Source organism: Streptomyces sp. NPDC048018, from assembly GCF_043202995.1.
Lineage (GTDB): Bacteria > Actinomycetota > Actinomycetes > Streptomycetales > Streptomycetaceae > Streptomyces.
In genome coordinates this window covers 692,019-714,442 of the sequence record NZ_JBIDBK010000005.1, presented here as the reverse complement: position 1 = coordinate 714,442, position 22,424 = coordinate 692,019, and the positions used below count along the sequence as shown (strand labels likewise).

At 72.6% G+C, this 22,424-nt stretch carries 18 protein-coding genes, 6 tRNA genes and 1 riboswitch; of the genes, 8 read left to right on the top strand and 16 right to left on the bottom strand.

Annotation, left to right across the window (positions count from 1 at the left end):
• Positions 1-25: 25 nt before the first annotated feature.
• The 8 genes from ACGF1Z_RS23250 to ACGF1Z_RS23215 form a co-directional block, all read right to left on the bottom strand.
• On the bottom strand, positions 26-1,093 hold the full coding sequence (locus tag ACGF1Z_RS23250) for a M23 family metallopeptidase (RefSeq protein WP_393006863.1): 1,068 nt from the start codon (positions 1,091-1,093) through the stop codon (positions 26-28).
• 11 nt (positions 1,094-1,104) lie between these two features.
• A riboswitch (cyclic di-AMP (ydaO/yuaA leader) is annotated at positions 1,105-1,250 on the bottom strand.
• Between the two features lie 212 nt (positions 1,251-1,462).
• On the bottom strand, positions 1,463-2,647 hold the full coding sequence (locus ACGF1Z_RS23245) for a PP2C family protein-serine/threonine phosphatase (protein ID WP_393006861.1): 1,185 nt from the start codon (positions 2,645-2,647) through the stop codon (positions 1,463-1,465).
• 63 nt (positions 2,648-2,710) lie between these two features.
• Entirely contained in the window at positions 2,711-3,958 is a 1,248-nt protein-coding gene (locus tag ACGF1Z_RS23240) for an MFS transporter (RefSeq protein WP_393006859.1), read from the bottom strand.
• Positions 3,958-5,007, bottom strand: a complete 1,050-nt coding sequence (locus ACGF1Z_RS23235) for a PLP-dependent cysteine synthase family protein (RefSeq protein ID WP_393006857.1) — start codon at positions 5,005-5,007, stop codon at positions 3,958-3,960. The genes ACGF1Z_RS23240 and ACGF1Z_RS23235 overlap by 1 nt, the downstream gene beginning before the upstream one ends.
• A gap of 86 nt (positions 5,008-5,093) precedes the next feature.
• A complete protein-coding gene (locus tag ACGF1Z_RS23230) occupies positions 5,094-5,486 on the bottom strand; it encodes a hypothetical protein (RefSeq protein ID WP_393006856.1) in 393 nt (130 codons plus the stop codon).
• A gap of 174 nt (positions 5,487-5,660) precedes the next feature.
• Entirely contained in the window at positions 5,661-6,401 is a 741-nt protein-coding gene (locus ACGF1Z_RS23225) for a MerR family transcriptional regulator (protein WP_393006854.1), read from the bottom strand.
• A 115-nt stretch (positions 6,402-6,516) separates the two neighbouring features.
• A tRNA-Met gene (locus tag ACGF1Z_RS23220) sits at positions 6,517-6,590 on the bottom strand.
• A 53-nt stretch (positions 6,591-6,643) separates the two neighbouring features.
• Positions 6,644-7,138: a rhodanese-like domain-containing protein gene (locus ACGF1Z_RS23215; protein WP_393006852.1), complete on the bottom strand. Its 495-nt coding sequence runs from the start codon at positions 7,136-7,138 to the stop codon at positions 6,644-6,646.
• A gap of 187 nt (positions 7,139-7,325) precedes the next feature.
• Here ACGF1Z_RS23215 and sigJ point away from each other — a divergent pair, with 187 nt between their 5' ends.
• Together sigJ and ACGF1Z_RS23205 are read left to right on the top strand one after the other, a co-directional pair.
• Complete coding sequence (gene sigJ / locus ACGF1Z_RS23210; protein WP_393006850.1) at positions 7,326-8,210, top strand: RNA polymerase sigma factor SigJ; 885 nt, start codon at positions 7,326-7,328, stop codon at positions 8,208-8,210.
• Positions 8,211-8,427: 217 nt separating this feature from the next.
• Entirely contained in the window at positions 8,428-8,865 is a 438-nt protein-coding gene (locus tag ACGF1Z_RS23205; RefSeq protein WP_393006848.1) for an NUDIX domain-containing protein, read from the top strand.
• Positions 8,866-9,118: 253 nt separating this feature from the next.
• Here ACGF1Z_RS23205 and ACGF1Z_RS23200 read toward each other — a convergent pair whose 3' ends face one another.
• From ACGF1Z_RS23200 to ACGF1Z_RS23180, 5 genes are all read right to left on the bottom strand, one after another.
• Positions 9,119-10,513, bottom strand: coding sequence for a Mucin-2 (locus ACGF1Z_RS23200; protein WP_393006846.1), 1,395 nt, complete (start codon positions 10,511-10,513; stop codon positions 9,119-9,121).
• 123 nt (positions 10,514-10,636) lie between these two features.
• Positions 10,637-10,990, bottom strand: a complete 354-nt coding sequence (locus ACGF1Z_RS23195; RefSeq protein WP_393006844.1) for an ankyrin repeat domain-containing protein — start codon at positions 10,988-10,990, stop codon at positions 10,637-10,639.
• 202 nt (positions 10,991-11,192) lie between these two features.
• Positions 11,193-11,268, bottom strand: a tRNA-Lys gene (locus ACGF1Z_RS23190).
• Between the two features lie 210 nt (positions 11,269-11,478).
• Positions 11,479-13,764 carry a DEAD/DEAH box helicase gene (locus ACGF1Z_RS23185; RefSeq protein WP_393006842.1) on the bottom strand — a complete coding sequence of 762 codons (2,286 nt, stop codon included), beginning with the start codon at positions 13,762-13,764 and terminating at the stop codon, positions 11,479-11,481.
• Positions 13,765-13,964: 200 nt separating this feature from the next.
• Positions 13,965-14,483: a hypothetical protein gene (locus ACGF1Z_RS23180; protein ID WP_393006840.1), complete on the bottom strand. Its 519-nt coding sequence runs from the start codon at positions 14,481-14,483 to the stop codon at positions 13,965-13,967.
• Positions 14,484-14,808: 325 nt separating this feature from the next.
• Here ACGF1Z_RS23180 and ACGF1Z_RS23175 point away from each other — a divergent pair, with 325 nt between their 5' ends.
• The 4 genes from ACGF1Z_RS23175 (at position 14,809) to ACGF1Z_RS23160 (ending at position 15,595) form a co-directional block, all read left to right on the top strand.
• Positions 14,809-15,159: a metallopeptidase family protein gene (locus tag ACGF1Z_RS23175; RefSeq protein WP_393006838.1), complete on the top strand. Its 351-nt coding sequence runs from the start codon at positions 14,809-14,811 to the stop codon at positions 15,157-15,159.
• A 154-nt stretch (positions 15,160-15,313) separates the two neighbouring features.
• Positions 15,314-15,386, top strand: a tRNA-Glu gene (locus ACGF1Z_RS23170).
• Positions 15,387-15,425: 39 nt separating this feature from the next.
• Positions 15,426-15,499 (top strand) — tRNA-Asp (locus tag ACGF1Z_RS23165).
• A 22-nt stretch (positions 15,500-15,521) separates the two neighbouring features.
• A tRNA-Phe gene (locus tag ACGF1Z_RS23160) sits at positions 15,522-15,595 on the top strand.
• A 216-nt stretch (positions 15,596-15,811) separates the two neighbouring features.
• On the opposite strand, the gene ACGF1Z_RS23155 is transcribed toward ACGF1Z_RS23160, so the two are convergent.
• From ACGF1Z_RS23155 to ACGF1Z_RS23145, 3 genes are read right to left on the bottom strand one after another with little or no spacing between them, the layout of a single operon-like run.
• Positions 15,812-16,651 (bottom strand): cytochrome c biogenesis CcdA family protein, encoded by an 840-nt coding sequence (locus ACGF1Z_RS23155; RefSeq protein WP_393006836.1) that lies wholly within the window; start codon positions 16,649-16,651, stop codon positions 15,812-15,814.
• Positions 16,648-17,412 carry a DsbA family protein gene (locus tag ACGF1Z_RS23150; RefSeq protein WP_393006834.1) on the bottom strand — a complete coding sequence of 255 codons (765 nt, stop codon included), beginning with the start codon at positions 17,410-17,412 and terminating at the stop codon, positions 16,648-16,650. Before ACGF1Z_RS23150 ends, ACGF1Z_RS23155 begins: the two co-directional genes overlap by 4 nt.
• A gap of 57 nt (positions 17,413-17,469) precedes the next feature.
• Complete coding sequence (locus tag ACGF1Z_RS23145; protein ID WP_393006832.1) at positions 17,470-17,826, bottom strand: hypothetical protein; 357 nt, start codon at positions 17,824-17,826, stop codon at positions 17,470-17,472.
• Positions 17,827-17,944: 118 nt separating this feature from the next.
• Between ACGF1Z_RS23145 and hrpA the strand changes: the two genes are divergently transcribed.
• Positions 17,945-21,913 (top strand): ATP-dependent RNA helicase HrpA, encoded by a 3,969-nt coding sequence (hrpA, locus tag ACGF1Z_RS23140; protein WP_393006830.1) that lies wholly within the window; start codon positions 17,945-17,947, stop codon positions 21,911-21,913.
• 84 nt (positions 21,914-21,997) lie between these two features.
• Positions 21,998-22,074 (top strand) — tRNA-Asp (locus tag ACGF1Z_RS23135).
• Positions 22,075-22,424: the final 350 nt, after the last annotated feature.

Here is a 22,424-nt window from a genome sequence, read left to right as displayed (position 1 = left end):
GGGACGGGTCCCGCGGGGACGGACGTCAGATGCTCAGGCCCTTGGAGCGGAGCCAGCCCGCCGGGTCGATGCCGTCGCCGGACGGGGTGTGGACCTCCAGGTGGAGGTGCGGGCCGGTGACGTTGCCGGTGGCGCCGACGCGGCCGATGGTCTCGCCGGTGCCGACGGACTGGCCGACGCCGACCGTCATCGAGGACAGATGGCAGTACCAGATCTCGGTGCCGTCCTCGAGCTCCAGGACGATGCGGTAGCCGTACGCGCCGGACCAGCCGGCCGACTTCACGGTGGCGCCGTGGACGGCCTTGACCGGGGTGCCGGTGGGAGCAGCGAAGTCCAGGCCGGTGTGGTAGCCGGAGGACCACATCGAGCCGGCCTCGCCGTAGGTCGAGGTGATCGTGTAGGAGGAGGTGGGCAGCGAGAAGCCGGCGGCCAGCTTGGCCAGGCGCTCCGCCTCCGCCTTGCGCGCGGCCTCCTCGGCGGCCTTCTTCTCGGCCTCGGCGGCCGCCTTCTCCGCCGCGTCCGCCTTGGCCGCGGCCTCCGCGGCGGCCTTCTCGGCGGCCTCCTTCTCCGCCGCCGCCTTCTCCGCGGCGTCGGCGGCGGCCTGCTGCTGCTCGGCCTGCTGGAGGATGCGGGCGCGCAGGGTCTCGCCGGCGTCGGCCTGCGTCCGGGTCTGTGCGCCGGTGCCGGAGGCCGTGGCGTCGGTGGTGGTGTAGGTGAGCGCGGTGAGCGGCTGGGTGGTGTTGCCGACCGCGCCGCCCGTGTCGCTCTTGTCGTGGCCGATCAGCTCGCCGACGCCGGGGAGCTCGGAGGCGTCGGGCAGGTCGACGTCCGGCAGGGCTATGGAGACCGGGGGCTTCTGCTGGGCGGTGGCCAGGCCGCCGGCACCGACAGCGGCGATGACGCCGACGCCGAGGACGGTGGAGGAGCGGGCGAAGTTGGAGCGCTGCTTGACGACGCGGTGCCGTCCGCCGGACCGGCGGTCCCGCAGGGAGTCCTCCGTCGGGTTCCATTCCTCGCCGCCCGCGGCGCCCGCCGCACCGGCGGAGTCGAAGTAGTCGAAGGGGGCTTGAGGAGCGGGGGTGTCGGACGCCACGGAGGCGCTCTCCTTTCCTTCCTTTCGCCTACCGGGTTAGCTGACGGGTTCGGAGCAGGAAGGTCTCCTACGGGCGTGCCGCATGGGTGCGGTGGGGCCCGATTCACCCCAAGTGGTGGTTCCCCGGTTCCCTTGCGGGATTCGGCGCGTGCGCACGGTGCCGCCTCTTGCGGCGGCTGGGACGACCGCGCTGCGTTATCGAACGTTAATAGACCCGGCCACTCGATTCCAAGCCGTCCCTCTTGATCATTCACTGAATTAGGAGGGAATCGCCCGACTTGAGCTCCACTCAGATACGCGCCGGTAACGAGCCCCGTTTCTGACGTTACGTCAATGGTTATCGGAGGGACACCCTGCGACTACGAGCGGTCACCGAGCCCCCGGATCCCCCGCCGGCACGACCGGCATCGTCCGCCGCCGCTCCGGCTGACCGGCCGCCGGACGGCTCACCGCGAGCAGCGCCATGTCGTCCGTCGCGCCCCCGCCGGTGTGCCGGCGCACGTCCGCCACGAGCGCGTCGAGCAGTTCCTCCGGCCCCGGGAAGAGCCGCCCCGCGAGCCGCTCCCCCGGGTCGTAGAAGACCCCGTCCGCGTCCCGCGCCTCCGAGAGCCCGTCCGTGTAGAACAGCAGCGTCGAGCCCGGCGGATAGGACGCCTCGTCGGCCCGGTCCGGCCACGCGGCGAGCTCCCCCATCCCCAGCGGCAGCGCGGCATCGCTCGGCCGCAGCAGCTCGACCCCGCCGTCCTCGCGCAGCAGGAGCGGCTCGGGGTGGCCGCGGTTGACCACCCGTACGACCCGGTCGCCGCCCGGGATCTCGGCGAGCACGGCGGTCGTGAAGCCCTCGAAGGCGTCGAGACCGTCCCGCCGGGTGCCCTCCCGGGCCAGGGCCCGCTCCAGGCGCGCGGCCACCCCCTCCAGCGTCCCCTCCTGCTCCGCCGCCTCCCGGAAGGCGCCCAGCACCACGGCCACCGCCTCCACCGCGTCGAGCCCCTTGCCCCGGACGTCCCCGACCACGAGCCGCACCCCGTGCGGGGTTTCCTGCACCGCGAACAGGTCGCCGCCGATGAACGCGTCGGCCTGAGCCGCCTCGTAACGGGCCGCGATCTGCAGCCCGCCGATCCGGCCGGCGGGCGCCGGGAGCACCGCCCGCTGCGCCGTCTCCGCGATCACCCGCGCCGACGCGAGCCGTTCGCCGCTCCTGCGCACCACCCGGTTGATCAGCAGCGCGAGCGCCGAGACGGTGACCACCGTCAGCGTCTCGGTCAGCGACGGGATCTGGTCGGCCGTCCCGTTGTAGAAGTGCAGGCCGATGCTGGCGAGGACGGCGGCGATGCCCGTGAGCAGCGTGGTCAGGGTGGAGAAGAAGGGCGCGGCGATCAGCGGCGCCGCCGAGAACAGCGGCGACGCCGTGTACGCGGCGGGGGTCGACAGGTCGAAGACGACCCCGCCCACGATGATCAGCGGGGGGAGCGCGCGCAGGAAGCGCCGTGCGCCGCGGTAGGGGCGGCCCGCGCCCTCACCGCCCGCCACGCCGTCCGCCGCTGCTCGCCCCACCTGTGCTCTCCTGCCCGGTCCGTCCACGGCGGCGGACCGTACCGCGCCCGTCCCAGCGTGCCGTCAGGCCCGGGGGCCCGGCGACTCCTCCTCGGCCGGTTGGCGTACCGCGAGCCGCCCGCCCCGGGCCAGCGCCGCCATGGCCGCCGCGCACCCGAGACCCACCGCGCACAGCACCAGCCAGGGCGTCGCCGACCAGCCGGTCAGGTCGAGCAGGGCGCCGGTGCCCAGGTTCCCGAGCGTGATGCCGATCCCGCAGACCGTGTTGTAGAGCCCGTAGTGGGTGGCGACCCAGCGGCCCCCGGCCAGGGCGACGACCGTGTCCATCTCGTACGGGTAGAGCACCGCGTTCGCGACCGCCAGGACCGCCGCGCACAGCAACAGCCCCACCAGGGACCGCCCGAGCGCGGCCGGCACCAGGAACGCCGCCCCCATCAGGGCGAGCCCGAGCACCAGACACCGCTCCCGGGAGAGCCGCGCCCGGCACCACGCGGTGATCCGCAGCTGCCCGGCGAGCGCCACCAGCGCCGAGACCACGAACAGGGCCGTGGTCGCCGCCGTGCCGTCCGCGGCGAGCGGCAGCGCCAGATAGACCTGGAAGGACAGCACGTACGAGCCGGTCATCGCGAGCGAGAACAGCCAGAAGACCCGGTGGGCGAGCACCGTGCGGAACTGCCCGCCGGTCCGCCCGCCGTCCCCGGCCGCCTCCGCGGACCGCCCCGCGGGCAGATGCCGCAGCTGTACGGCGGTGAGGCCGGCGAACAGCACCGCCGCCACCACGCACGTCAGCCGGAACGACACCCCCGTCAGGGCCACCCCGACCAGCGGCCCGAGCAGGATGCCCGCCTGGTAGTACACGTTGAACAGCGCGAACGCCTCCACCCGCCGCTCCCCCGCCTCCGCCGCCAGGCAGGCGCGCACCGCCGGGTTGAACAGCGCCCCCGCGAGGCCCGTGGCCAGCGAGGCGGCGATCAGCATGGGCAGCGACTGCGCGAAGGCGAGCGCCCCGAAGCCCACCGTCCGCAGGGCGCAGCCGGCGACGATGAGCGGCTTGAAGCCGAGCCGGTCGGCCAGCGCGCCGCCGACCAGGAACATGCCCTGCTGGGACAGGTTCCGCGCGCCGAGCACCAGGCCCACCGCCCAGGCCGCCATGCCGAGCCCGTCGGCCAGATGGGCGGCCAGGTACGGCATCAGCATGTAGAAGCCGAGGTTGATGGTGAGCTGGTTGAGGAAGAGCAGCCGCACGGCCGGGTCGAAGGTGCGCGTCTGCTTCCAGATCCCGCCCCGGGCGGGGACCGTCGCCGTCGTCATCACACGCGCTCCCCGAGGCGCGCGCCGTTCTTGCGGTCGAGGCGCCGGCGGGTCCAGCCGTCCACCGGCACGCCCTCGGTCCAGGCGTCGGGCTCCGTGCGCACCGGGCCGTCGAGCAGCCCGTGCGCGGTGCAGAACTCGTCGTTGAAGACGGTGTCGAAGTAGCGCTGCGGCCCGTCGGGGAAGACGGCCGCGATCCGGGTGCCGCGCGGCCGGGTACGGGCCAGCCAGCCGGCGACCAGGGCGACCGCGCCGACGCTCCAGCCGCCCGTCGCGAACTGCCGGGCGGCCAGCCGGCGGGCCGCCCGGACCGCCTCCGCGGGCGCCACCCAGTGGATCTCGTCGAAGGCGCCGTGGTCGACGTTGCCGGGGTGGATGGAGGAGCCGAGGCCGCGCATCAGACGCTCGCCGGCCGGCAGTCCGAAGACGGTGGAGCCGACGGAGTCCACCCCGACGAGTTCCAGGGCCGGGCTGGAACCGGCCCGCAGCGCGCGGGAGATGCCGGCCGAGTGGCCTCCGGTGCCGACCGCGCAGACCAGCACGTCGATCCGGTCGAGCTGCTCGCCGAGCTCGGCGGCGAGCCCGGCGTAGGCCTGCGGGTTGTCGGGGTTGCCGTACTGGTCGGGCCACCAGGCGCCGTCCAGGGAGGTCAGCAGCTCGGCGACCCGGTCCATCCGGGCCTGCTGCCAGCCGCCGGTCGGGCCGGGCTCGGGCACCACGTGCACGTGGGCTCCGTGGGCGACGAGCAGCCGCTCCACGAGGGGTTCGAGGCCGGGGTCGGTCACGACGTGCACGGGATGCCCGTGCAGGACGCCGGCGAGCGCGAGGCCGAGGCCGAGGGTCCCCGAGGTCGACTCGACGATCGGGGCGCCGGGCCGCAGGGCGCCGCGGCGGCGGGCCTGCTCGACCATGTGGAGCGCGGCACGGTCCTTGATGCCGCCGAAGTTGAAGCCTTCGAGCTTGGCCCAGTAGCCGTCGTCCACCCACAGCACGGGGGTGTTGCCGACGGTCTGCCCGGCGGCGGAGAGGAGGCGGGCGGGGTGCGTCATGGGGTGCGTCCCTTGGAGTGAGGCGCCCGCGCGGACTGGCGCGGACGCACGGAAGGAGCCGGAGTCGTGGGGTGCGCGACCCGGCGTCAGTTCCGGTCCACTCCGAGGGTGATCAGCAGCCGGCCCGGTTCGGGACCGGGCCCCGCCCTGCCCCGGACGCAGCGCGTGCGCGGGTCCCCGGGGTACGGCTCGGCGTAGGCGGGGAGGACGGTGCCGGCGGCGGCCGGCGCCGACAGCTGCGTGCCCGGGGACTGCGCGGGCAGATGCGCGTCGAAGGACCAGCCCTCGCCGGGCCCTTCGCAGCCGTGCTGCGGGGCGGGGGCGGAGAACCCGGCCCCGGCGGGGCCGGCGGCGAGCGGCAGGGAGTGCCCGTGCGCGCCGTGACAGACACCCGCGAGCAGCGCGAAGAGCGCGCACAGCAGCAGGACGGCGGGCGCCCGCCGTCCTGCCTCGCGCATCGTCGCACCGTGGTCACTCATGGTGCGCGTGAGATTACGGGGCGCGAGCGGGCCGCGCAAAGGAACGGGCCGCTTTCGGACATCGCGCACGTCCGAGCGGGACGCCCCGGCCCGCTCGCCGAAGTGCCGGCCCCAGACCGGCGACGGGCCGACCGGCGGGCGGGGGCCCGGGGGCGGCCGGCCCGCCGAACGGCCCTACAGGTTCCGCTCGGCCCAGATCCGCATCGCGTCCCGGACGAGCAGGGCGGTGCCCTCGCCGTGCCGGTCGTAGTTCTTCCTGAAGCGCGGGTCGTCGACGTACATCTGCCCGAGCCCGATGAAGTACTCCTTGCTCGGCGTGGTCGTGGCCGACAGCCAGGCGTGGTGCCGCCGGGTGATCTCCTGCACCTCCTCGCCGCCGGCCGCGAGGCCCTTCGCGGCGGCCGCCGCGTAGGCCCGGGCGATGGCGACCTGCTCGTCCTGGAACGCCTTCCTCTCGGCGTCGCCGAGCGAACGCCACCAGCGGTCGCCGCGCTCGTACGCCTCCCGCCCCCAGCGTTCGGTCACCTCGGCCTCGTACCGGGTGTGGTCGAAGCCGTCGAAGACTTCCTCGGCCATGAGCCGTTCTCCTCTCTCGGTCTTGTGGAGAGTGGTCCGTACGGCTTCGATCTGCCGCCCGATGCGCTCGCGCTCCTGTTCCAGGAGGGCCAGATGCGTGCGCAGGGCGACCGAGGTGTCCCGCTGGCCTTCGAGGACCTCGGCGATCGCGGGCAGGGAGAGCCCGAGTTCGCGCAGCAGCAGGATCCGCTGCAGCCGCACGAGTGCCGCCTGGTCGTAGTACCGGTAACCGTTCGCGCCGATCCGGCTCGGCTCCAGCAGTCCCCGCTCGCCGTAGTGGCGCAGGGTGCGACTGGTGGTGCCGGCCTTCCTGGCGATCTCCTGGATCGACCACTCCATGACCACGACGGTAGAACTTGACGTTGCGTAAAGGTCAAGCCGGACATCAGGAGCGGCACCCGGGAACGACGAAGGCCCGGATCCGTTTCCGGATCCGGGCCTTCGTGCTACTGAGTAGCGGGGACAGGATTTGAACCTGCGACCTCTGGGTTATGAGCCCAGCGAGCTACCGAGCTGCTCCACCCCGCGTCGGTGAACACCACCTTACGGCATGAACACCCCTGTTCGGAAATCGGTATCCGTCAGCAGCCGCAGTCGTCCGCGTCGACCGGCGCCGTCAGCGGGTCGGCCTCCTTGTGCGCCGGCCCCTCCCAGGTCTCGTAGGCGAAGCCCTCGCGCACCCAGTACTCGAAGCCGCCCAGCATCTCCTTCACCTGGAAGCCCCGCTCGGCGAGGGCCAGCGCGGCCCGCGTGGCGCCGTTGCAGCCGGGGCCCCAGCAGTACGTGACGACCGGGACGTTCCGGTCGAGCAGCTGCTCGGCCTGCTCGGGGATGAGCGCGGTCGGCAGGTGCACGGCGCCCGGCACGTGCCCCTGGTCCCAGGAGGCCGTGGAACGCGAGTCGAGCACGACGAATCCGGGATCACCGCCGGTGGCCCGGGCGTCGGCGAGCGCGGAGGCCACGTCGGAGACGTCGGCGTGGAAGGCGAGACTCGCGGAGAAGTAGGCCGCGGCGGCCGCAGGGGAGGCCGGGGGTGTCCGGAGAACGGGGTTGACCTGGTTCGGCGTCGTCGTCATGGTGATCAATCTAGAGACGGTGATCATCACGCTGAAGTGGCGATCCACGGCGGTCCGGGGGTTCGGCCGGGGAATCCCGCGCGTTGTCCCGTACGGGGCGGGGATCTCACGCAGCGGAACGGCGTCACGTTCCCGGCCCCCCGTTCGTCATCACGATGTGACCGGACGCGAAGGGGAACGACGACCGATGGACGAGGACCGCGCCGCCCAGGATCTCCTGGCCGAACGATTCGAGGCCGACCGGGGGCATCTGCGGGCGGTCGCCTACCGGATGCTCGGCTCGCTCAGCGAGGCGGAGGACGCCGTCCAGGAGGCCTGGTTCAGGCTGAACCGCTCCGACGTCAGCGACGTACGGAACCTGAGCGGCTGGCTGACCACCGTCGTCGGCCGGGTCTGCCTCGACCTGCTGCGCTCCCGGAGCTCCCGCCGCGAGGAGCCGCTGGAGCACTACATCCCCGACCCGGTCGTGCGCGAGGAGGGCACCGCCGACCCCGAGCAGGAGGCGCTGCTCGCGGACTCCGTCGGGCTCGCGCTCCTGGTCGTCCTGGAGACGCTCGCGCCGGCCGAGCGCCTCGCCTTCGTGCTCCACGACATGTTCGCGGTCTCCTTCGAGGAGATCGCCCCCATCGTCGACCGCACCCCGGCCGCCACCCGCCAGCTCGCCAGCCGCGCCCGCCGCCGCGTCCAGGGCGCCGCCCCGGCCCCCGCACCCGACGCGGCCCGGCAGCGCGCGGTCGTCGACGCCTTCCTGGCCGCCTCCCAGGGCGGCGACTTCGAGGGCCTGCTCGCCGTCCTCGACCCGCACGTCCTCCTGCGCGTCGACGGCGGCGTCCTCACCACGGCCGCCTCCAAACTGGTCCGCGGCGCCGAGGCGGTCACCGCCCAGGCCCTCACCTTCGCCAGGTTCCGCCACGAGGCCCGCCGCGTCACGGTCAACGGCGCGGCCGGCCTGGTCTCCCTCGCGAACGGCTCCCCGGTCGCCCTCATGGCCTTCACGGTCGTCGAGGACCGCGTCGTCGAGATCGACATCGTCGCGGACCCCCCACGCCTGGCGTCCCTGGGCGTGCGCTGACGGAGGCCGGCCAGACCCGCAACGCCCGGGCCACGGCGGCCGGAGGACCCGATCACGCGCCCGTGCGCCCCGCGCCGTGGCCGGCCCGAGGACGTCGCCGCCCTGGTGGCGTTTCTCGTGGGACCCTCCGCCTCGTTCACCACGGGACAGTCCGTCCACGTCGACGGCGGCCGGCTGCTCCGCCGAAGACCGCCAACAAGCAAGGAGACCGCCCGAAATGATCGAACGAGTCCGCGCCGTCCTCGTCACCCCCGACAGCACGATGCTGGCCATCCGCCGCACCAGGCCCGGCATCCCCGAGTACTGGGTCCTGCCCGGCGGCGGCGTCGAACCCGGCGACGAGTCCCGCGAGGCTGCCCTCCACCGCGAGATCCACGAGGAGATCGCGGGGAAGGCCGACATCGTCCGCCTCTTCCACACCATGGAGTCCGACGACGAGCGCCAGCTCGTCTACCTCGCCCGCATCGCGACCTGGTCCTTCGAGGACCGCACCGGCCCCGAGTTCAGCGCCGAGGGCCGCGGCGAATACGCGCTGGAGGAGATTCCGTTGACCCTGGAGGGCCTCGACGGCATCGACCTCAAACCCGAGGAGATCGCCCACGCACTACGAGGCGCCATCACCGCCGGAGGCCTCGGAGTCGAGGCACCGCTCTGAGCCCCGGACGCGCGAGGTCCCCGGCCGGGTCACCCGCCCCGTGGCCCCGCCCGCCTGGGGCCACGGTGACGGAACCCCGCCCTCGCCCACGCAAGCCCCCGAACGACGGAGCGCCCCGACCAGCCATAGCCGGTCGGGGCGCTCCCCAGCAGGAGACTGTTCCTCTCCCGCGCGCAGGAGGCGCCGACGACTCTGGATGAGCCGGACAAGCCGTAGGGGGGACGAAGCAGAGCGGGGCGGTTCTTCTCAGCGGTCAGGCGGGAACACCGGCCCGGTCCAGGACCCCGGCCATCTCCTCCTCGGGCAGCCCCGGGTTGGCACCCGCGCTGGAGGCCAGTTCGGGGACGTGAAGGACCTCGCGGAGCCGGTGGAACGGGAGGCGGGGGTCACCGGCCGCCGCCTGGCGCGTCCAGACCGCGGGGTCATGGCTGAGCCGTTCGATCAGCTCTGGCGTGGCCGCCGGGTCCCGGACCGCCAGCCGGCGGTAGTTCCCGTCCGGGTGGTCCGCGTAGCGCACGGCGAGACCCTCGCGGGGAAAGCGGGGATGCGTCTCCGCCATCCAGGCGGAGAACGTCCCGCCGAGCCGCGCGAACACACGCATCAGGACCTCCTCCGGGGTGTCGGGGTGGTAGATGCCCAGGAGGTTCTCCAACACCGGGTCCTCGACGCGTGCGAGGAGGCACAGCAGGTCGGACGGCAGGTGGGGGCTCTGGGCGGCGGCGCGCCGGAGCAGGGGGTGGGCGGAGGCCGCGGCCCGACGCAGCACCTCGGGGTCGGCGAGCCCGTCCCGTACCCACCGCACGCCGTCCCCCCGGTCGAACTCCCCGGCGGTGAAGTCGATCGCCATGCGCCGCGTCTCGTCCAGCTCGGGCCTGACGGAGACCGCGAGCCGTACGTCCTCGTCGGGGTCCACAGCGAGCCGCTCCACGAGGTCGGCGGGCAGCGACGGGTTCTCGGCGAGGGCCGCCAGGTGCGTCCGCTCGGCGACGCACCGCTCGGCGTCGGCGCGGCCGAGGAGCCCGCAGCGCTGCGCCTCGGCGGCGGACTCAGGATCGCGGAGGAGTTCGGCGGTGAGGCGTGCGTCCCGTCGGCACTCCCACAGTGCGGCGGCTCGCCGCACCTCGGCGTCGGGGTCGGCCAGCAGCGCCAACCGCTGGCCCGGCGGCAGGATCTCCCATGCACGCACCGCGCACCGGCGCGCCGCCGGATCGTGGTGAGGGGCCATCGAGGCCACGAACGACGGCGCCAGATGGGGCGAGTCCAGCAGGGCCGCGCGGACGGAAGGATCCGGGTCGTCGAGCAGGCGGGCGCACACGGCGTCCGGCAGCGGCGCGACCTTTGTGCGCGGGTCGTACACCTCGGGTCCGTACGCGAGAGCGGCCCGCACCTTGGGAGAGGGGTCGTCCGCGAGCCGGGCCCGCTGTGCGGGCTCTGCCCTGGCGCTCATGGCGAAGTCGATCCGGGCGCCCGGGTTCGGGTGGGCCAGGATCACCCCGACGGCCGGCTCGGGGAGTCCGGCCCGCTGGAGGGCGTCACGGGGCGGACGGTCACCGCCCCCGTCGACGGCGAGCAGGCGCAGCAGCAGCGGCGTCGGCAGCGCCGGATTGCGGGCGATTCCGTCCGCAGCGGATGCGTAAAACGCGACCATGATTCCCCTGCCCCTGCGTCTCCCCCGGTTGGTCCGCAGCCATGATCTCCCGGATGCCCATCAGGACCCGGCCGAGCGGCACCGGCCGTCCGGCCGGGTCCGCGTTGCCCGAGTGCCGGCGACTCAGCCGTGCCGAGCGGTGAACCGGTCCAGCACCCGGATCGCCATGTCGTGGTCGTAGAACCGGGCCATCTCGTAAGCACTGCTTCCGCCGTCGGGGGTGGCGGTGGGGTCGGCACCATAGGCAAGGACGGTTGCGGTGAGAGCGCTGTCGATCGGCTGCCCTGACCGAAGAGCCGAGTCCCCTTCCAGTTCGATGGCGTGCGTCAGCAAAGTCATGCCGAAGCAGACCTCGTTCACGTCGGCTCCCTCTTCCAGGGGGCGTGTGAGCGCGGCGTGATCGCCCGAGTGGCTGGAGACGTGGCTGGCCGGCTCCGGCTGGTACGAGGAGGACATGGTCGACGAGGGGTTCGACATGCCGCCGTGGGCGGATGCCGCCTCTCGCCTGTAGGCGGTGAGGCCGCCAGGTGCCCCTCAGTCCGTCGGGATCCGCCTCCGGCCCAGACCGTCCGCTCACGCATCGCTCACGCACAGCCCCTGGAACGCCGAAGCGCCCCGACCAGTCGAAACCGGTCGGGGCGCTCCCCAGCAGGTCAGATGGTCCTCCCTGCCCTGCGCTTGGTAGGCCGTGTGGGACTCGAACCCACAACCAATGGATTAAAAGTCCACTGCTCTGCCAATTGAGCTAACGGCCCGTGGACAAGCACACCCGAGCAGCATAGCCCGACCGCTCGTCCAAACCGATCGGGTATCGCCCCGGCGCGGCCCCGGCGCCGGGTGGGGCGGGGCGGGGGCGCGCCGCGGTCGTCGGTTCACGGTGCTGCCGGGTGTGTCCGCGAGGACGGAAAGGGCCCGCGTCCGCACCGGAGTGCGGGACGCGGGCCCTTTCACGGACTTACTGCGTGTCAGCCGTTGCGCTTCCAGCGCGGCTTGTCGTCGCGGCGGAAGCCACCACCCGTCGGGCGGTGGTCGTCACGGCGGAAGCCGCCGCCCGAGGGGCGGTGGTCGTCACGACGGGCACCGTTCGAGGGGCGGTCGTCGCGGCGGTCGCGGTTGAACGGACGGTCGCTGCCACGGTGGCCGCCGGAGGGGCGGTCGTCGCGGCGGAAGCCGCCACGGTCGTTGTCCCGGCGGTCGTTGTCGCGGTTGAAGCCACCCGACGGACGGTCGTCACGGCGGAAGCCACCGGACGGACGGTCGTTGTCCCGACGGAAGCCACCACGGTCGTTGTCGCGGTTGAAGCCACCCGACGGACGGTCGTCGCGACGGAAGCCACCGGACGGACGGTCGTTGTCCCGACGGAAACCGCCACGGTCGTTGTCGCGGTTGAAGCCGCCCGACGGACGGTCGTCACGGCGGAAGCCACCGGACGGACGGTCGTTGTCCCGACGGAAACCGCCCGACGGACGGTCGTTGTCGCGGCGGAAACCACCCGACGGACGGTCGTTGTCCCGACGGAAACCGCCACGGTCGTTGTCCCGGCGGTCGTTGCCGCGGAAGCCGCCACGGTCGTTGTCCCGGCGGAAGCCACCACGGTCGTTGTCACGACGCTCGTAGCCGCCACGGTCGTTGTCCCGGCGGTCGAAGCCACCGCGGTCGTCGCGACGGTCGAAGTCGCGGCGCTCCTCGCGCACCGGCTCGGCGGCCACCGCGGCAGCGGCGGCGACCTCGGCCTCGGCGGCCTCGGTCACCTCGGCGACGGCGGCCTCAGGGTCCTCACCGCGCTCGCGGGCGGCGCGGGCCACCAGGCGGTCGGCCTCCTCGCGGAGCTCGACGGCGCGGCGCTGCAGGCGCTCCAGCTGCTTGGTGAGGTCGGCGACCTCGCGCTCGGCCTGCTTGGCCGAGTTGTTCGCGGAGTCGGCCTGGACCTCGGTGAGCGAGCGGGCGCCGGTGATCTCGGCGACCTCGGGGTCGAACGCGCCCGCCCCGCCGACGATGTGACGCGAGGCGTCGACGCCCGCGTCCTCCATCAGACGGAAGATCTGGCGGCGCTGGTGCGGCAGGGCCAGGGAGACCACGACACCGGAGCGGCCGGCACGGGCGGTACGGCCCGAGCGGTGCAGGTAGTCCTTGTGGTCGCCGGCCGGGTCCACGTTGAGGACCAGGTCGATGCCGTCGACGTGGATGCCTCGGGCGGCGACGTCGGTGGCGACGAGCGCGTTGACGTAGCCGTCCTTGAAGTCGGCGAGGGTGCGGGTACGGGCGCCCTGGGTCATGCCGCCGTGCAGCGCGTCGGCCTTCACACCGGACTCGCGGAGCTGCTCGGCGATGCGGTCGGCGCCCAGCTGGGTGCGGACGAAGATGATCGTGCGGCCCTTGCGGGCGGCGATGGCGGCGGTGACCGGGGCCTTGTCCTTCGGCTTCACGACCAGGACGTGGTGGGTCATCGTCGTGACGGCGCCGGCGGACGGGTCGACCTCGTGGGTGACCGGGTTCACCAGGTAGCGCTTGACCAGGCTGTCGATCTCGTTCTCCAGGGTGGCGGAGAAGAGCAGGCGCTGGCCGCCGGCCGGAACCTGGTCGAGCAGCTCGGTGACCTCGGGCAGGAAGCCCAGGTCGGCCATCTGGTCGGCCTCGTCGAGGACGGCGATCTGGACCTGCTCCAGGGAGCAGGCGCCGCGGTTGATGATGTCGCGCAGACGGCCCGGGGTGGCGACGAGGATGTCGACACCGCGCTCCAGCGCGTAGATCTGGTTGCCCATCGACGTACCGCCGCAGACGACCTTCATCTTGAGGCCGAGCACGTCGCCGTAGGGCTGGAGGGCGTCCGCGACCTGCATCGCGAGCTCACGGGTCGGGGTGAGGATGACGCCGCGGGGCTTCTTCTTCTCGGTGCGGCCCTCCGCCAGCGTGGCGAGCAGCGGGAGGCCGAAGGAGAGGGTCTTGCCGGAGCCGGTGCGGCCACGGCCGAGGATGTCCTTGCCGGCCAGGGCGTCCGGGATGGTCGCGGCCTGGATCGGGAAGGGGGTGGTCACGCCGTTCTGGGCGAGCTTGCGCACGACGCCCTCGGGGAGACCCAGGTCACCGAAGGTGATCTCGGGGGTCTCGTCGGCGGGGGCCTCGTCGGCCTCGACGACGTCCACGGCGTCGGTGGCCTCGGCGAGGTCCACGGCGTCGACGGCCTCTACGGCGTCGACGACGATCTCGTCGTTCTCGGGCAGGACAGCGTGATCAGAACTGAAAATGGACATGCGAAATGCGAAACCTTCCGGAGTCTCGGCACGCGCCCGTCAACTCCGTGTTTCGCACTACGACCGCCTCAATGCGGTCAGCCACGGCAAGGGAGAGTACGCGCCAGTCACGGCGCTCTTCGGTCGTGGCGCCGGGCAAATGGGATCAAACGATCTACCACCATACGCACTCTCCCCCAGCCTTGGCAAACCGAGCCGCGTCACACCGGCCCGGCCTGCGGTGATGCCTCCGGCTCCGTCGCCCGGCCGGGCCCGTCCGCGGCCCGCATGGCACCCATGTGGGTGTCCGCGCCGGGCGTCGTCGTGGGCGACTCGGTGACGGTCGGCTCGGGCGTCGGCTCCTGGGTCGGAGAGGGCTCCTGGGTCGGCGTCGGCTGGGGCGGATCGACCGGAGGGGTCGTGGTGCCGCCGGACCCTCCGGCCGCGCCGCCGGCCCCGCCGTCCGCGCCGTCCGGCGGCTGCTGCGGCTTCGGCGCCCCGCCCGGGCCGGCCGGGCCCGCCGCGCCGGAGGGTTTCGCCGTGACGGACGCCGAGCCGCTCGGCACCGGGGTCCCCTCGTCCTCGCCGTCCGGGTCGGGCCGGCTCTGCCCCGTACGGTCGAAGCCGCCCCCGCCGTGCGAACCGGAGAGCCCGCCGTCCTCCCCGGAGCCGCCCGCCGCGCCGCGCTTCCCCGCGGAACTGCTGGGCGCCGGCTTCGCCCCCTCGTCGCCGACACTCATACAGCCGCTCAGACCCGCACAGGCGGCGACCGCCATCGCGGTGGCGGCCCATCTCACAGGGGTGGGCAAATGGCGCACGGAGGCACCTCCAGGACGGGACAGGCAGGAACGGGACGCGGTTCGAACGCGTTGCCCTGCCCAACTCCCTTTGCGCCACCGGGGACACGCCCTCCGCGCCGCTGTCGGAACTCGGCCCGCGAGCGAGCGCTCCACGGGGGCGCCCCTGCCCCACGGGACCCGCGGAGCCCACGGAGGTCACCGTCCTCACGCGATCGTCACTCCGGTGCCGCTGCGGTTCACCCCCTCGGCACCGGACAATGGCCTTGTGCTGGAGATGACGCGCGACACGTTCGAAGAACTGGTGTCCCAGGCCCTGGACACGATCCCGCCCGAGCTCACCCGGGTGATGGACAACGTGGCGGTGTTCGTCGAGGACGAACCGGACCCCTCGGACCCGGAACTCCTCGGCCTGTACGAGGGAACGCCGCTCACCGAACGCGGGGAGTGGTACGCCGGCGTCCTCCCGGACCGCATCTCGATCTACATGGGCCCGACCCTCCGCTACTGCGAGACGCCGGAGGACGTGATCCACGAGGTGGCCGTGACCGTGGTGCACGAGATCGCCCATCACTTCGGCATCGACGACGAACGCCTGCACGAGCTCGGCTGGGGATGACGCGCCCGGCGGGGAAAGCCCGCCGGAAGCCCCCCGCGAAGCCCCCGGGAAGCCCGCCACGACCGCCCCGGGAAACCGTTTTGGCGATACCGGCCGGCATCCCATATGCTTCTCACGTCCCCGACGCGCTGAGAAGCGCCCAGGCGGGCCCTTAGCCCTCATCGTCTAGTGGCCCAGGACGCCGCCCTTTCAAGGCGGTAGCACGGGTTCGAATCCCGTTGGGGGCACGCACAACCCTGTGCGAGACTTGTTCTCGCACACCATATGGTCCTGTGGAGCAGTTGGTTAGCTCGCCACCCTGTCAAGGTGGAGGTCGCGGGTTCAAGTCCCGTCAGGATCGCTGAGATCGGAAACGATCTCGTGGCTGGGTAGCTCAGTTGGTACGAGCGATCGCCTGAAAAGCGATAGGTCGCCGGTTCGACCCCGGCCCCAGCCACAAGGAGAAGGCCCCGTTCGCAAGAACGGGGCCTTCTGCGTTTCCCGACCGTCGGGCTCTCCCCCCGGCCCCCGGCCCCGGATCCCTCGGCCCCCGGCCCCCGGCCCCGGATCCTCCGTGGCCGGCCGGCCGCCACCCCCGTGGCCGGCCGCCACCCCCGCGACCGGCCACGTCCCTCCCGCGACGCCCCTCGGGGCCGGGCCCTCCCTGCGCCCCCTACTCCCCGGCCCGCTGCCGGTCCCGGCCGCGGCGCCCGCGCCACGCGAGCGCCGCCGCCACGACCGCCACCACGGCCACGAGCAGCGCCCAGTCCGGGACCGCGCGGCCCAGGGCCCCCACGCGCTCCTCCACGGCGAAGGAGTCGTCGACCGAGAGCAGCCCGGGCAGGGCCGTGGTGCCGTCGAAGACGAGGAAGAGGGTGCCGAGGGCGATGAAGAAGAGGCCCGAGAGCAGCGAGGTCGAGTGCAGCTCGAAGCGGCCCAGGCGGATCGGCCGCCCGCGCAGCCAGCGGCGCCGGCCCAGGTCGTGACGCTCCCAGAGCAGCGCGAGCAGGAAGAGCGGTACGGCCATGCCGAGCGCGTAGACGGCGAGGAGCAGGCCGCCGTAGGCCGGGCTGCCGCTGAGCGCCGCCACCGTCAGGACGCTGCCCAGGATGGGGCCCGCGCAGAAGCCGGCGAGGCCGTAGACCAGGCCCAGGGCGTAGACCGAGAACGCGGTCGTGGGGCGGATCCGGCCGCTCGCCTCGGCGAGCCGGCGGGACGCGAAGCCCAGCCCGAGGATCTGCAGCACCCCGAGGGTCACGATCAGCCAGCCGCCCACGGCGACCAGGAGGTCCCGGTGGCCGTAGAAGAGGCGGCCGGCGAAGGAGCCGGCCGCGCCCAGCGGGACGAGGGTGGTGGCCAGGCCCGCGTAGAAGATGCCGGTCCGGGCGACCAGCCGGGAGCGGGTGTCGACGGAGTACGCGAAGAAGGCCGGGAGCAGCAGGGCGCTGCACGGGCTGAGGAGGGCGAGCAGACCGCCGAGGAAGGCGGCGAAGTAGCCGATCCCGGAGGTCATCGCGCGGCCCCGGCCGACTCCCCGCCCGCGCCCGGTCCCGCCGCCTTGGATCCGGCCGCCTTCGCCGCCCCGGCCGCCGCCTCGATGGCGTCCGTGAACGTCTCCATCGGCTGGGCACCCGCGATCGGGCGGCCGTTGACCAGGAAGGACGGTGTCGAGGTGGCGCCGAGCGCGTAGCCCTGTTCCTGGTCCCTGCGCACCGCCTCCCGGGCCGCCGCGCTGTCGGCGTCCCGGGTGAAGCGGGCGAGGTCGGCGACGCCCGCCTCCTTGGCGAGGGCGGTCAGGCGCTCGGCGCCGAAGCCCTTCTCCTTGGCCCCCGGCGCGTACGCGGCCGCGTGGAACTGCCAGAACCGGCCCTGCCGCCCTGCCGCCCAGGAGGCGCGGGCAGCCGCCTCGGACTCCTCGCCGAAGATCGGGAAGTTCCGCCACTCGATGCGCAGGGTGCCGGCGTCCACGTACTTCTTCACCAGGACGGGCTCGGTGTCCCGGGCGAACTTGCCGCAGTAGCCGCACTTGAAGTCGGCGTACTCGATCAGGACGACCGGCGCGTCGGCGCGGCCGAGGGCCAGCCCGTCCTTCGCGTCGCGGCGGGCGTAGGCCTCCAGTTCGGGATAGACACCGGCGGACGGGTCCGCCGAGACCTCGGCCACGGAGGAGCCCGAGGGCGAGGACGGCTTGGTGGTGGCGTACGAGACGACGCCGAGCAGCGTGGCCGCGAGGGCCACCCCGGCGACGATCACGACGGGCTTGGACTTGGGCATGCGAAAGCGCTCCTGAGGACGGAGGAGAGAAGGGGACGGACGGCGGGAGGCGTCCGTCTAGACCCTCAGGACCGACAGCTCCACCGGTGTCGGCGACACGGGCTCCGGTGGCGCGGGGCCCTGCGGCGCGTCGGCCGCGTCCTGGTCCGCGCCCCAGCCGGGGCAGGGGGTCCGCTTGCCCGCGAGCGCGGGAAGCAGTTCTCCGAAGCCGTGCGGGCGGGGCGGGACGGCGGGGGCCGCGGCCCCCTCGACATCGCCGTGTCCCCGGTCACAGCCGGGTCCGCCGGCCGGCGCGCTCGCCACCGTGCCCGGGCCCGCTGCCGCGGGCGTCGTCGCCGTGCCGCAGACCAGCAGGCCCAGCACCAGCCCCGCCAGCGCGGCGAACACCGCCGTCGCGCGGTGGGTGCGGGACATGCGGAAACCTTTCGGGACGGTGCTGGCCGGTGTGCCCGAAATACTACGCATGGTCGCCGCGCCGCCCTCGTAAATCGGTTCGCCGCTTCTCGTCCGCAGGTGCGATCCTGGATTCCGTATGTCTACTTCCTTCGCCGCCCTCCAGTCCGTCCTGGCCGAGGTCTCGCTGCGGGACTCCCACCGGCTCGGCCGCCGTCTCGAAGGCGCCCGCCGCATCCGCAAGCCCGAGGCCCGCGCGGCCGTCCTGGACGAGATCGCCGCCGAGGCCGGCAAGGCCAAGGAGCGTGTCGAGGCGCGCGCGGCCCTCGTGCCGCCCGTCACCTATCCCGAACAGCTGCCCGTCTCGCAGAAGAAGGACGAGATCGCCGAGGCGATACGCGACCACCAGGTCGTGATCGTCGCCGGCGAGACCGGTTCCGGAAAGACGACGCAGATCCCGAAGATCTGTCTGGAACTGGGCCGCGGCGTCCGGGGCATGATCGGGCACACCCAGCCCCGCCGGATCGCCGCCCGCACGGTCGCGGAGCGCGTGGCGGAGGAGCTGAGGACGCCGCTCGGGGAGGCGGTCGGCTGGAAGGTCCGCTTCACGGACCAGGTCAATCCCGACGAGACCTTCGTCAAGCTGATGACGGACGGCATCCTGCTCGCCGAGATCCAGACGGACCGCGAGCTCCGCGCCTACGACACGATCATCATCGACGAGGCCCACGAGCGGTCCCTCAACATCGACTTCCTGCTCGGCTATCTGGCCCAGCTCCTCCCGAAGCGCCCCGACCTGAAGGTCGTGATCACCTCCGCGACCATCGACCCGGAGCGTTTCTCGCGCCACTTCGGCGAGGCCCCGATCGTCGAGGTCTCCGGCCGCACGTATCCGGTCGAGGTGCGCTACCGGCCGCTCCTGGAGGAGGACTCCGAGGAGGCGGACCGGGACCAGATCACCGCGATCTGCGACGCCGTCGACGAGCTCCAGAAGGAGGGGCCCGGCGACATCCTGGTCTTCCTCTCCGGCGAGCGGGAGATCCGCGACACGGCGGACGCGCTGATCAAGAAGAAGCTCTTCGACACGGAGATCCTGCCGCTGTACGCCCGGCTGTCCCACGCCGAGCAGCACCGGGTCTTCCAGGCGCACTCCGGCCGCCGCATCGTGCTCGCCACCAACGTCGCCGAGACCTCGCTGACCGTCCCCGGCATCAAGTACGTGATCGACCCGGGCACCGCCCGCATCTCGCGCTACTCGCACCGCACCAAGGTGCAGCGCCTCCCGATCGAGCCGATCAGCCAGGCCAGCGCCAACCAGCGCAAGGGCCGCTGCGGGCGTACCTCGGACGGCATCTGCATCCGGCTCTACTCCGAGGACGACTTCCTCACCCGGCCCGAGTTCACGGACGCCGAGATCCTCCGGACGAACCTGGCCTCCGTCATCCTCCAGATGACCGCGGCCGGCCTCGGCGACATCGAGAAGTTCCCCTTCATCGACCCGCCGGACCACCGCAACATCCGGGACGGCGTCCAGCTCCTCCACGAGCTCGGCGCACTGGACCCGGACCAGAAGGACCCCAAGAAGCGGCTCACCCCGCAGGGCCGCAAGCTGTCCCAGCTCCCGGTCGACCCGCGGCTCGCCCGCATGGTCCTGGAAGCCGACCGGAACGGCTGCGTCCGCGAGGTGATGGTGATCGCGGCGGCGCTGTCCATCCAGGACCCGCGCGAGCGGCCGGCCGAGAAGCAGGCCCAGGCCGACCAGCAGCACGCCCGCTTCAAGGACGAGACGAGCGACTTCCTCGCCTTCCTCAACCTGTGGCGCTACGTGCGCGAGCAGCAGAAGGAGCGCGGCTCCAGCTCCTTCCGCCGGATGTGCAAGCAGGAGTACCTGAACTTCCTGCGCATCCGCGAGTGGCAGGACATCTACAGCCAGCTGCGCACGGTCGCCAAGCAGATGGGCATCCACCTCAACGAGGAGGACGCGCCCGAGCAGTCCGTCCACGTGTCCCTGCTCTCCGGCCTCCTCAGCCACATCGGCCTGAAGGACGTGAAGGAGTCCAAGGACGGCAAGGACGGCAAGCGGGAGAACACGCGCAACGAGTACCTCGGTGCCCGCAGCGCCAAGTTCGCGATCTTCCCCGGCTCGGCCCTCTTCAAGAAGCCCCCGCGGATGGTCATGTCCGCCGAGCTGGTGGAGACCTCACGGCTCTGGGCCCGGGTGAACGCCCGGATCGAGCCCGAGTGGGTCGAGCCGCTCGCCCAGCACCTGGTGAAGAAGACGTACAGCGAGCCGCACTGGGAGAAGGACCAGGCCGCCGTCGTCGCCTTCGAGAAGGTCACGCTGTACGGCGTGCCGATCGTCGCGGACCGCAAGGTGAACTACGGCCGGATCGATCCCGAGGTCTCCCGCGACCTGTTCATCCGCAACGCGCTCGTCGAGGGCGACTGGCGCACCCACCACAAGTTCTTCGCCGACAACCGCAGGCTCCTGACCGAGGTCGAGGAGCTGGAGCACCGTGCCCGGCGCCGGGACATCCTGGTCGACGACGAGACGCTCTTCGACTTCTACGACCAGCGGGTGCCCGAACACGTCGTGTCCGGCGCGCACTTCGACTCGTGGTGGAAGCACAAGCGCCAGGAGGAGCCGGAGTACCTCGACTTCGAGCGCGAGATGCTCATCAACGAGAAGGCGGGGGCGGTCACCAAGGACGACTACCCGGACTCGTGGCGGCAGGGAGCGCTGAAGTTCCGGGTGACCTATCAGTTCGAGCCGGGCGCGGACGCCGACGGCGTGACCGTCCACGTCCCGCTCCAGGTGCTGAACCAGGTCACCGACGAGGGCTTCGACTGGCAGATCCCGGGGCTGCGCGAGGAGGTCGTCACCGAGCTCATCCGCTCCCTGCCCAAGCCGATCCGCCGCCACTACGTGCCCGCGCCGAACTTCGCGGGCCGCTTCCTCGACTCGGTCGTCCCGGTGCAGGAGCCGCTGGCGACGGCTCTCGCCCGCGAGCTGCAGCGGATGGTCGGGGTCCCCGTCACGGCGGAGGACTTCGACTGGGCGAAGGTGCCCGAGCACCTCAAGGTGACCTTCCGGATCGTCGACGAGCGGCGCCGCAAGCTGGCCGAGGACAAGGACCTGGAGGCGCTGCGCCTCCAGCTGCGTCCCAAGGCCCGTCAGGCGCTCTCCAAGGCCGCCAAGGCGGCCACGGCGGGCCCGGACGGCTCCGGTCCCTCCCTGGAGCGCACGGGGCTCAGGGACTGGACGATCGGGACGCTCACGAAGGTCTTCGAGACCCGGCGGGCCGGGCAGCCCGTCAAGGCGTACCCGGCGCTGGTGGACGAGGGCGACACCGTGGCCGTACGGCTCTTCGACTCGGAGGCCGAGCAGGCGCAGGCGATGTGGCGGGGCACCCGGAAGCTGATCATGCTGAACATCCCGGTGAACCCGGCGAAGTTCGCCTCGGACAAGCTGACCAACCAGCAGAAGCTGGCCCTGTCGGCGAACCCGCACGGATCGATCCAGGCCCTGTTCGACGACTGCGCGACCGCCGCGGCCGACCGGCTGATCGCGGACCACGGCGGCCCGGTGTGGGACGAGGAGTCCTTCCGGAAGCTGTACGACAGGGTCCGCGCCGACCTCGTCGACCTGACGGTCCGGACGGTGGGGCAGGTGCAGCAGGTCCTGGCGGCCTGGCAGGCCTGCGAGCGGCGTCTGAAGGCCGCGAACAGCCCCGCTCTGCTGCGGAACCTGCAGGACGTGCGGGAGCAGCTGTCCTGGCTGATGCCGGCCGGCTTCGTCACCCGTACGGGCCTGAAGCGGCTGCCCGATCTGATGCGCTACCTGGTCGCGGTGGACCGGCGGCTGCAGCAGATGCCGACGGGCGTGCAGCGGGACACCACCCGGATGGAGAAGGTGCACGAGATGCTGGACGAGTACGCCTGGCTGCTCGAACAGCTCCCGAAGGGGCGCCCGGTGCCGGCCTCGGTCACCGACATCCGCTGGATGATCGAGGAGCTGCGGGTGAGCTACTTCGCGCACGCGCTGGGCACGGCGCACCCGGTGTCGGACAAGCGGATCGTGAAGGCGATCGACGCGGCCGCGCCGTAGCGGGGCCCTCGCCGTCGGTGAGTTCGACCAGACCGCTGACCTGCTGTACAGTTTTCCTCGCAGCCAGGCAACAACGGTTGCGAAGGTCCTGTGGAGCAGTTGGTTAGCTCGCCACCCTGTCAAGGTGGAGGTCGCGGGTTCAAGTCCCGTCAGGATCGCCAGTGGAAGGTCCGCACCGTTCGGTGCGGGCCTTCTTGCGTTGCCCACCGAAGGACCAAGGTCCCACCAAGGGGTGACCAACGGCGGGGCGGTGACCCTGCCGGGGGTGGAAGGCTGTTCCGGGGCCACGGTTTGACGGTGTGACGGGAGTCACTGAATCCGTTTCAGGAGGTGGCTCGCTTACACCCTCCCTACATAGCCCCAATTTAATATGTGCAATTGCACGGCCTGGGAGCGGGCCCACGGGGACACAAAAAAGATCGCGCTGGACCCGGCGGAGTCCAGCGCGATCGATGACGTGAAGCCTGTTGGGGCAGGCGCCCGTCGGCAGAGCTTGGGGTGGGCGAACCGG

Excerpts from the sequence above, each read along its gene's own strand:
- ACGF1Z_RS23240 (WP_393006859.1), bottom strand. The coding sequence starts at position 3,958 with ATGACGACGGCGACGGTCCCCGCCCGGGGCGGGATCTGGAAGCAGACG.
- ACGF1Z_RS23235 (WP_393006857.1), bottom strand. The coding sequence starts at position 5,007 with ATGACGCACCCCGCCCGCCTCCTCTCCGCCGCCGGGCAGACCGTCGGC.
- ACGF1Z_RS23230 (WP_393006856.1), bottom strand. The coding sequence starts at position 5,486 with ATGAGTGACCACGGTGCGACGATGCGCGAGGCAGGACGGCGGGCGCCC.
- ACGF1Z_RS23225 (WP_393006854.1), bottom strand. The coding sequence starts at position 6,401 with ATGGAGTGGTCGATCCAGGAGATCGCCAGGAAGGCCGGCACCACCAGT.
- ACGF1Z_RS23215 (WP_393006852.1), bottom strand. The coding sequence starts at position 7,138 with ATGACGACGACGCCGAACCAGGTCAACCCCGTTCTCCGGACACCCCCG.
- sigJ (WP_393006850.1), top strand. The coding sequence starts at position 7,326 with ATGGACGAGGACCGCGCCGCCCAGGATCTCCTGGCCGAACGATTCGAG.
- ACGF1Z_RS23205 (WP_393006848.1), top strand. The coding sequence starts at position 8,428 with ATGATCGAACGAGTCCGCGCCGTCCTCGTCACCCCCGACAGCACGATG.
- ACGF1Z_RS23200 (WP_393006846.1), bottom strand. The coding sequence starts at position 10,513 with ATGGTCGCGTTTTACGCATCCGCTGCGGACGGAATCGCCCGCAATCCG.
- ACGF1Z_RS23195 (WP_393006844.1), bottom strand. The coding sequence starts at position 10,990 with ATGTCGAACCCCTCGTCGACCATGTCCTCCTCGTACCAGCCGGAGCCG.
- ACGF1Z_RS23185 (WP_393006842.1), bottom strand. The coding sequence starts at position 13,764 with ATGTCCATTTTCAGTTCTGATCACGCTGTCCTGCCCGAGAACGACGAG.
- ACGF1Z_RS23180 (WP_393006840.1), bottom strand. The coding sequence starts at position 14,483 with ATGAGTGTCGGCGACGAGGGGGCGAAGCCGGCGCCCAGCAGTTCCGCG.
- ACGF1Z_RS23155 (WP_393006836.1), bottom strand. The coding sequence starts at position 16,651 with ATGACCTCCGGGATCGGCTACTTCGCCGCCTTCCTCGGCGGTCTGCTC.
- ACGF1Z_RS23150 (WP_393006834.1), bottom strand. The coding sequence starts at position 17,412 with ATGCCCAAGTCCAAGCCCGTCGTGATCGTCGCCGGGGTGGCCCTCGCG.
- ACGF1Z_RS23145 (WP_393006832.1), bottom strand. The coding sequence starts at position 17,826 with ATGTCCCGCACCCACCGCGCGACGGCGGTGTTCGCCGCGCTGGCGGGG.
- hrpA (WP_393006830.1), top strand. The coding sequence starts at position 17,945 with ATGTCTACTTCCTTCGCCGCCCTCCAGTCCGTCCTGGCCGAGGTCTCG.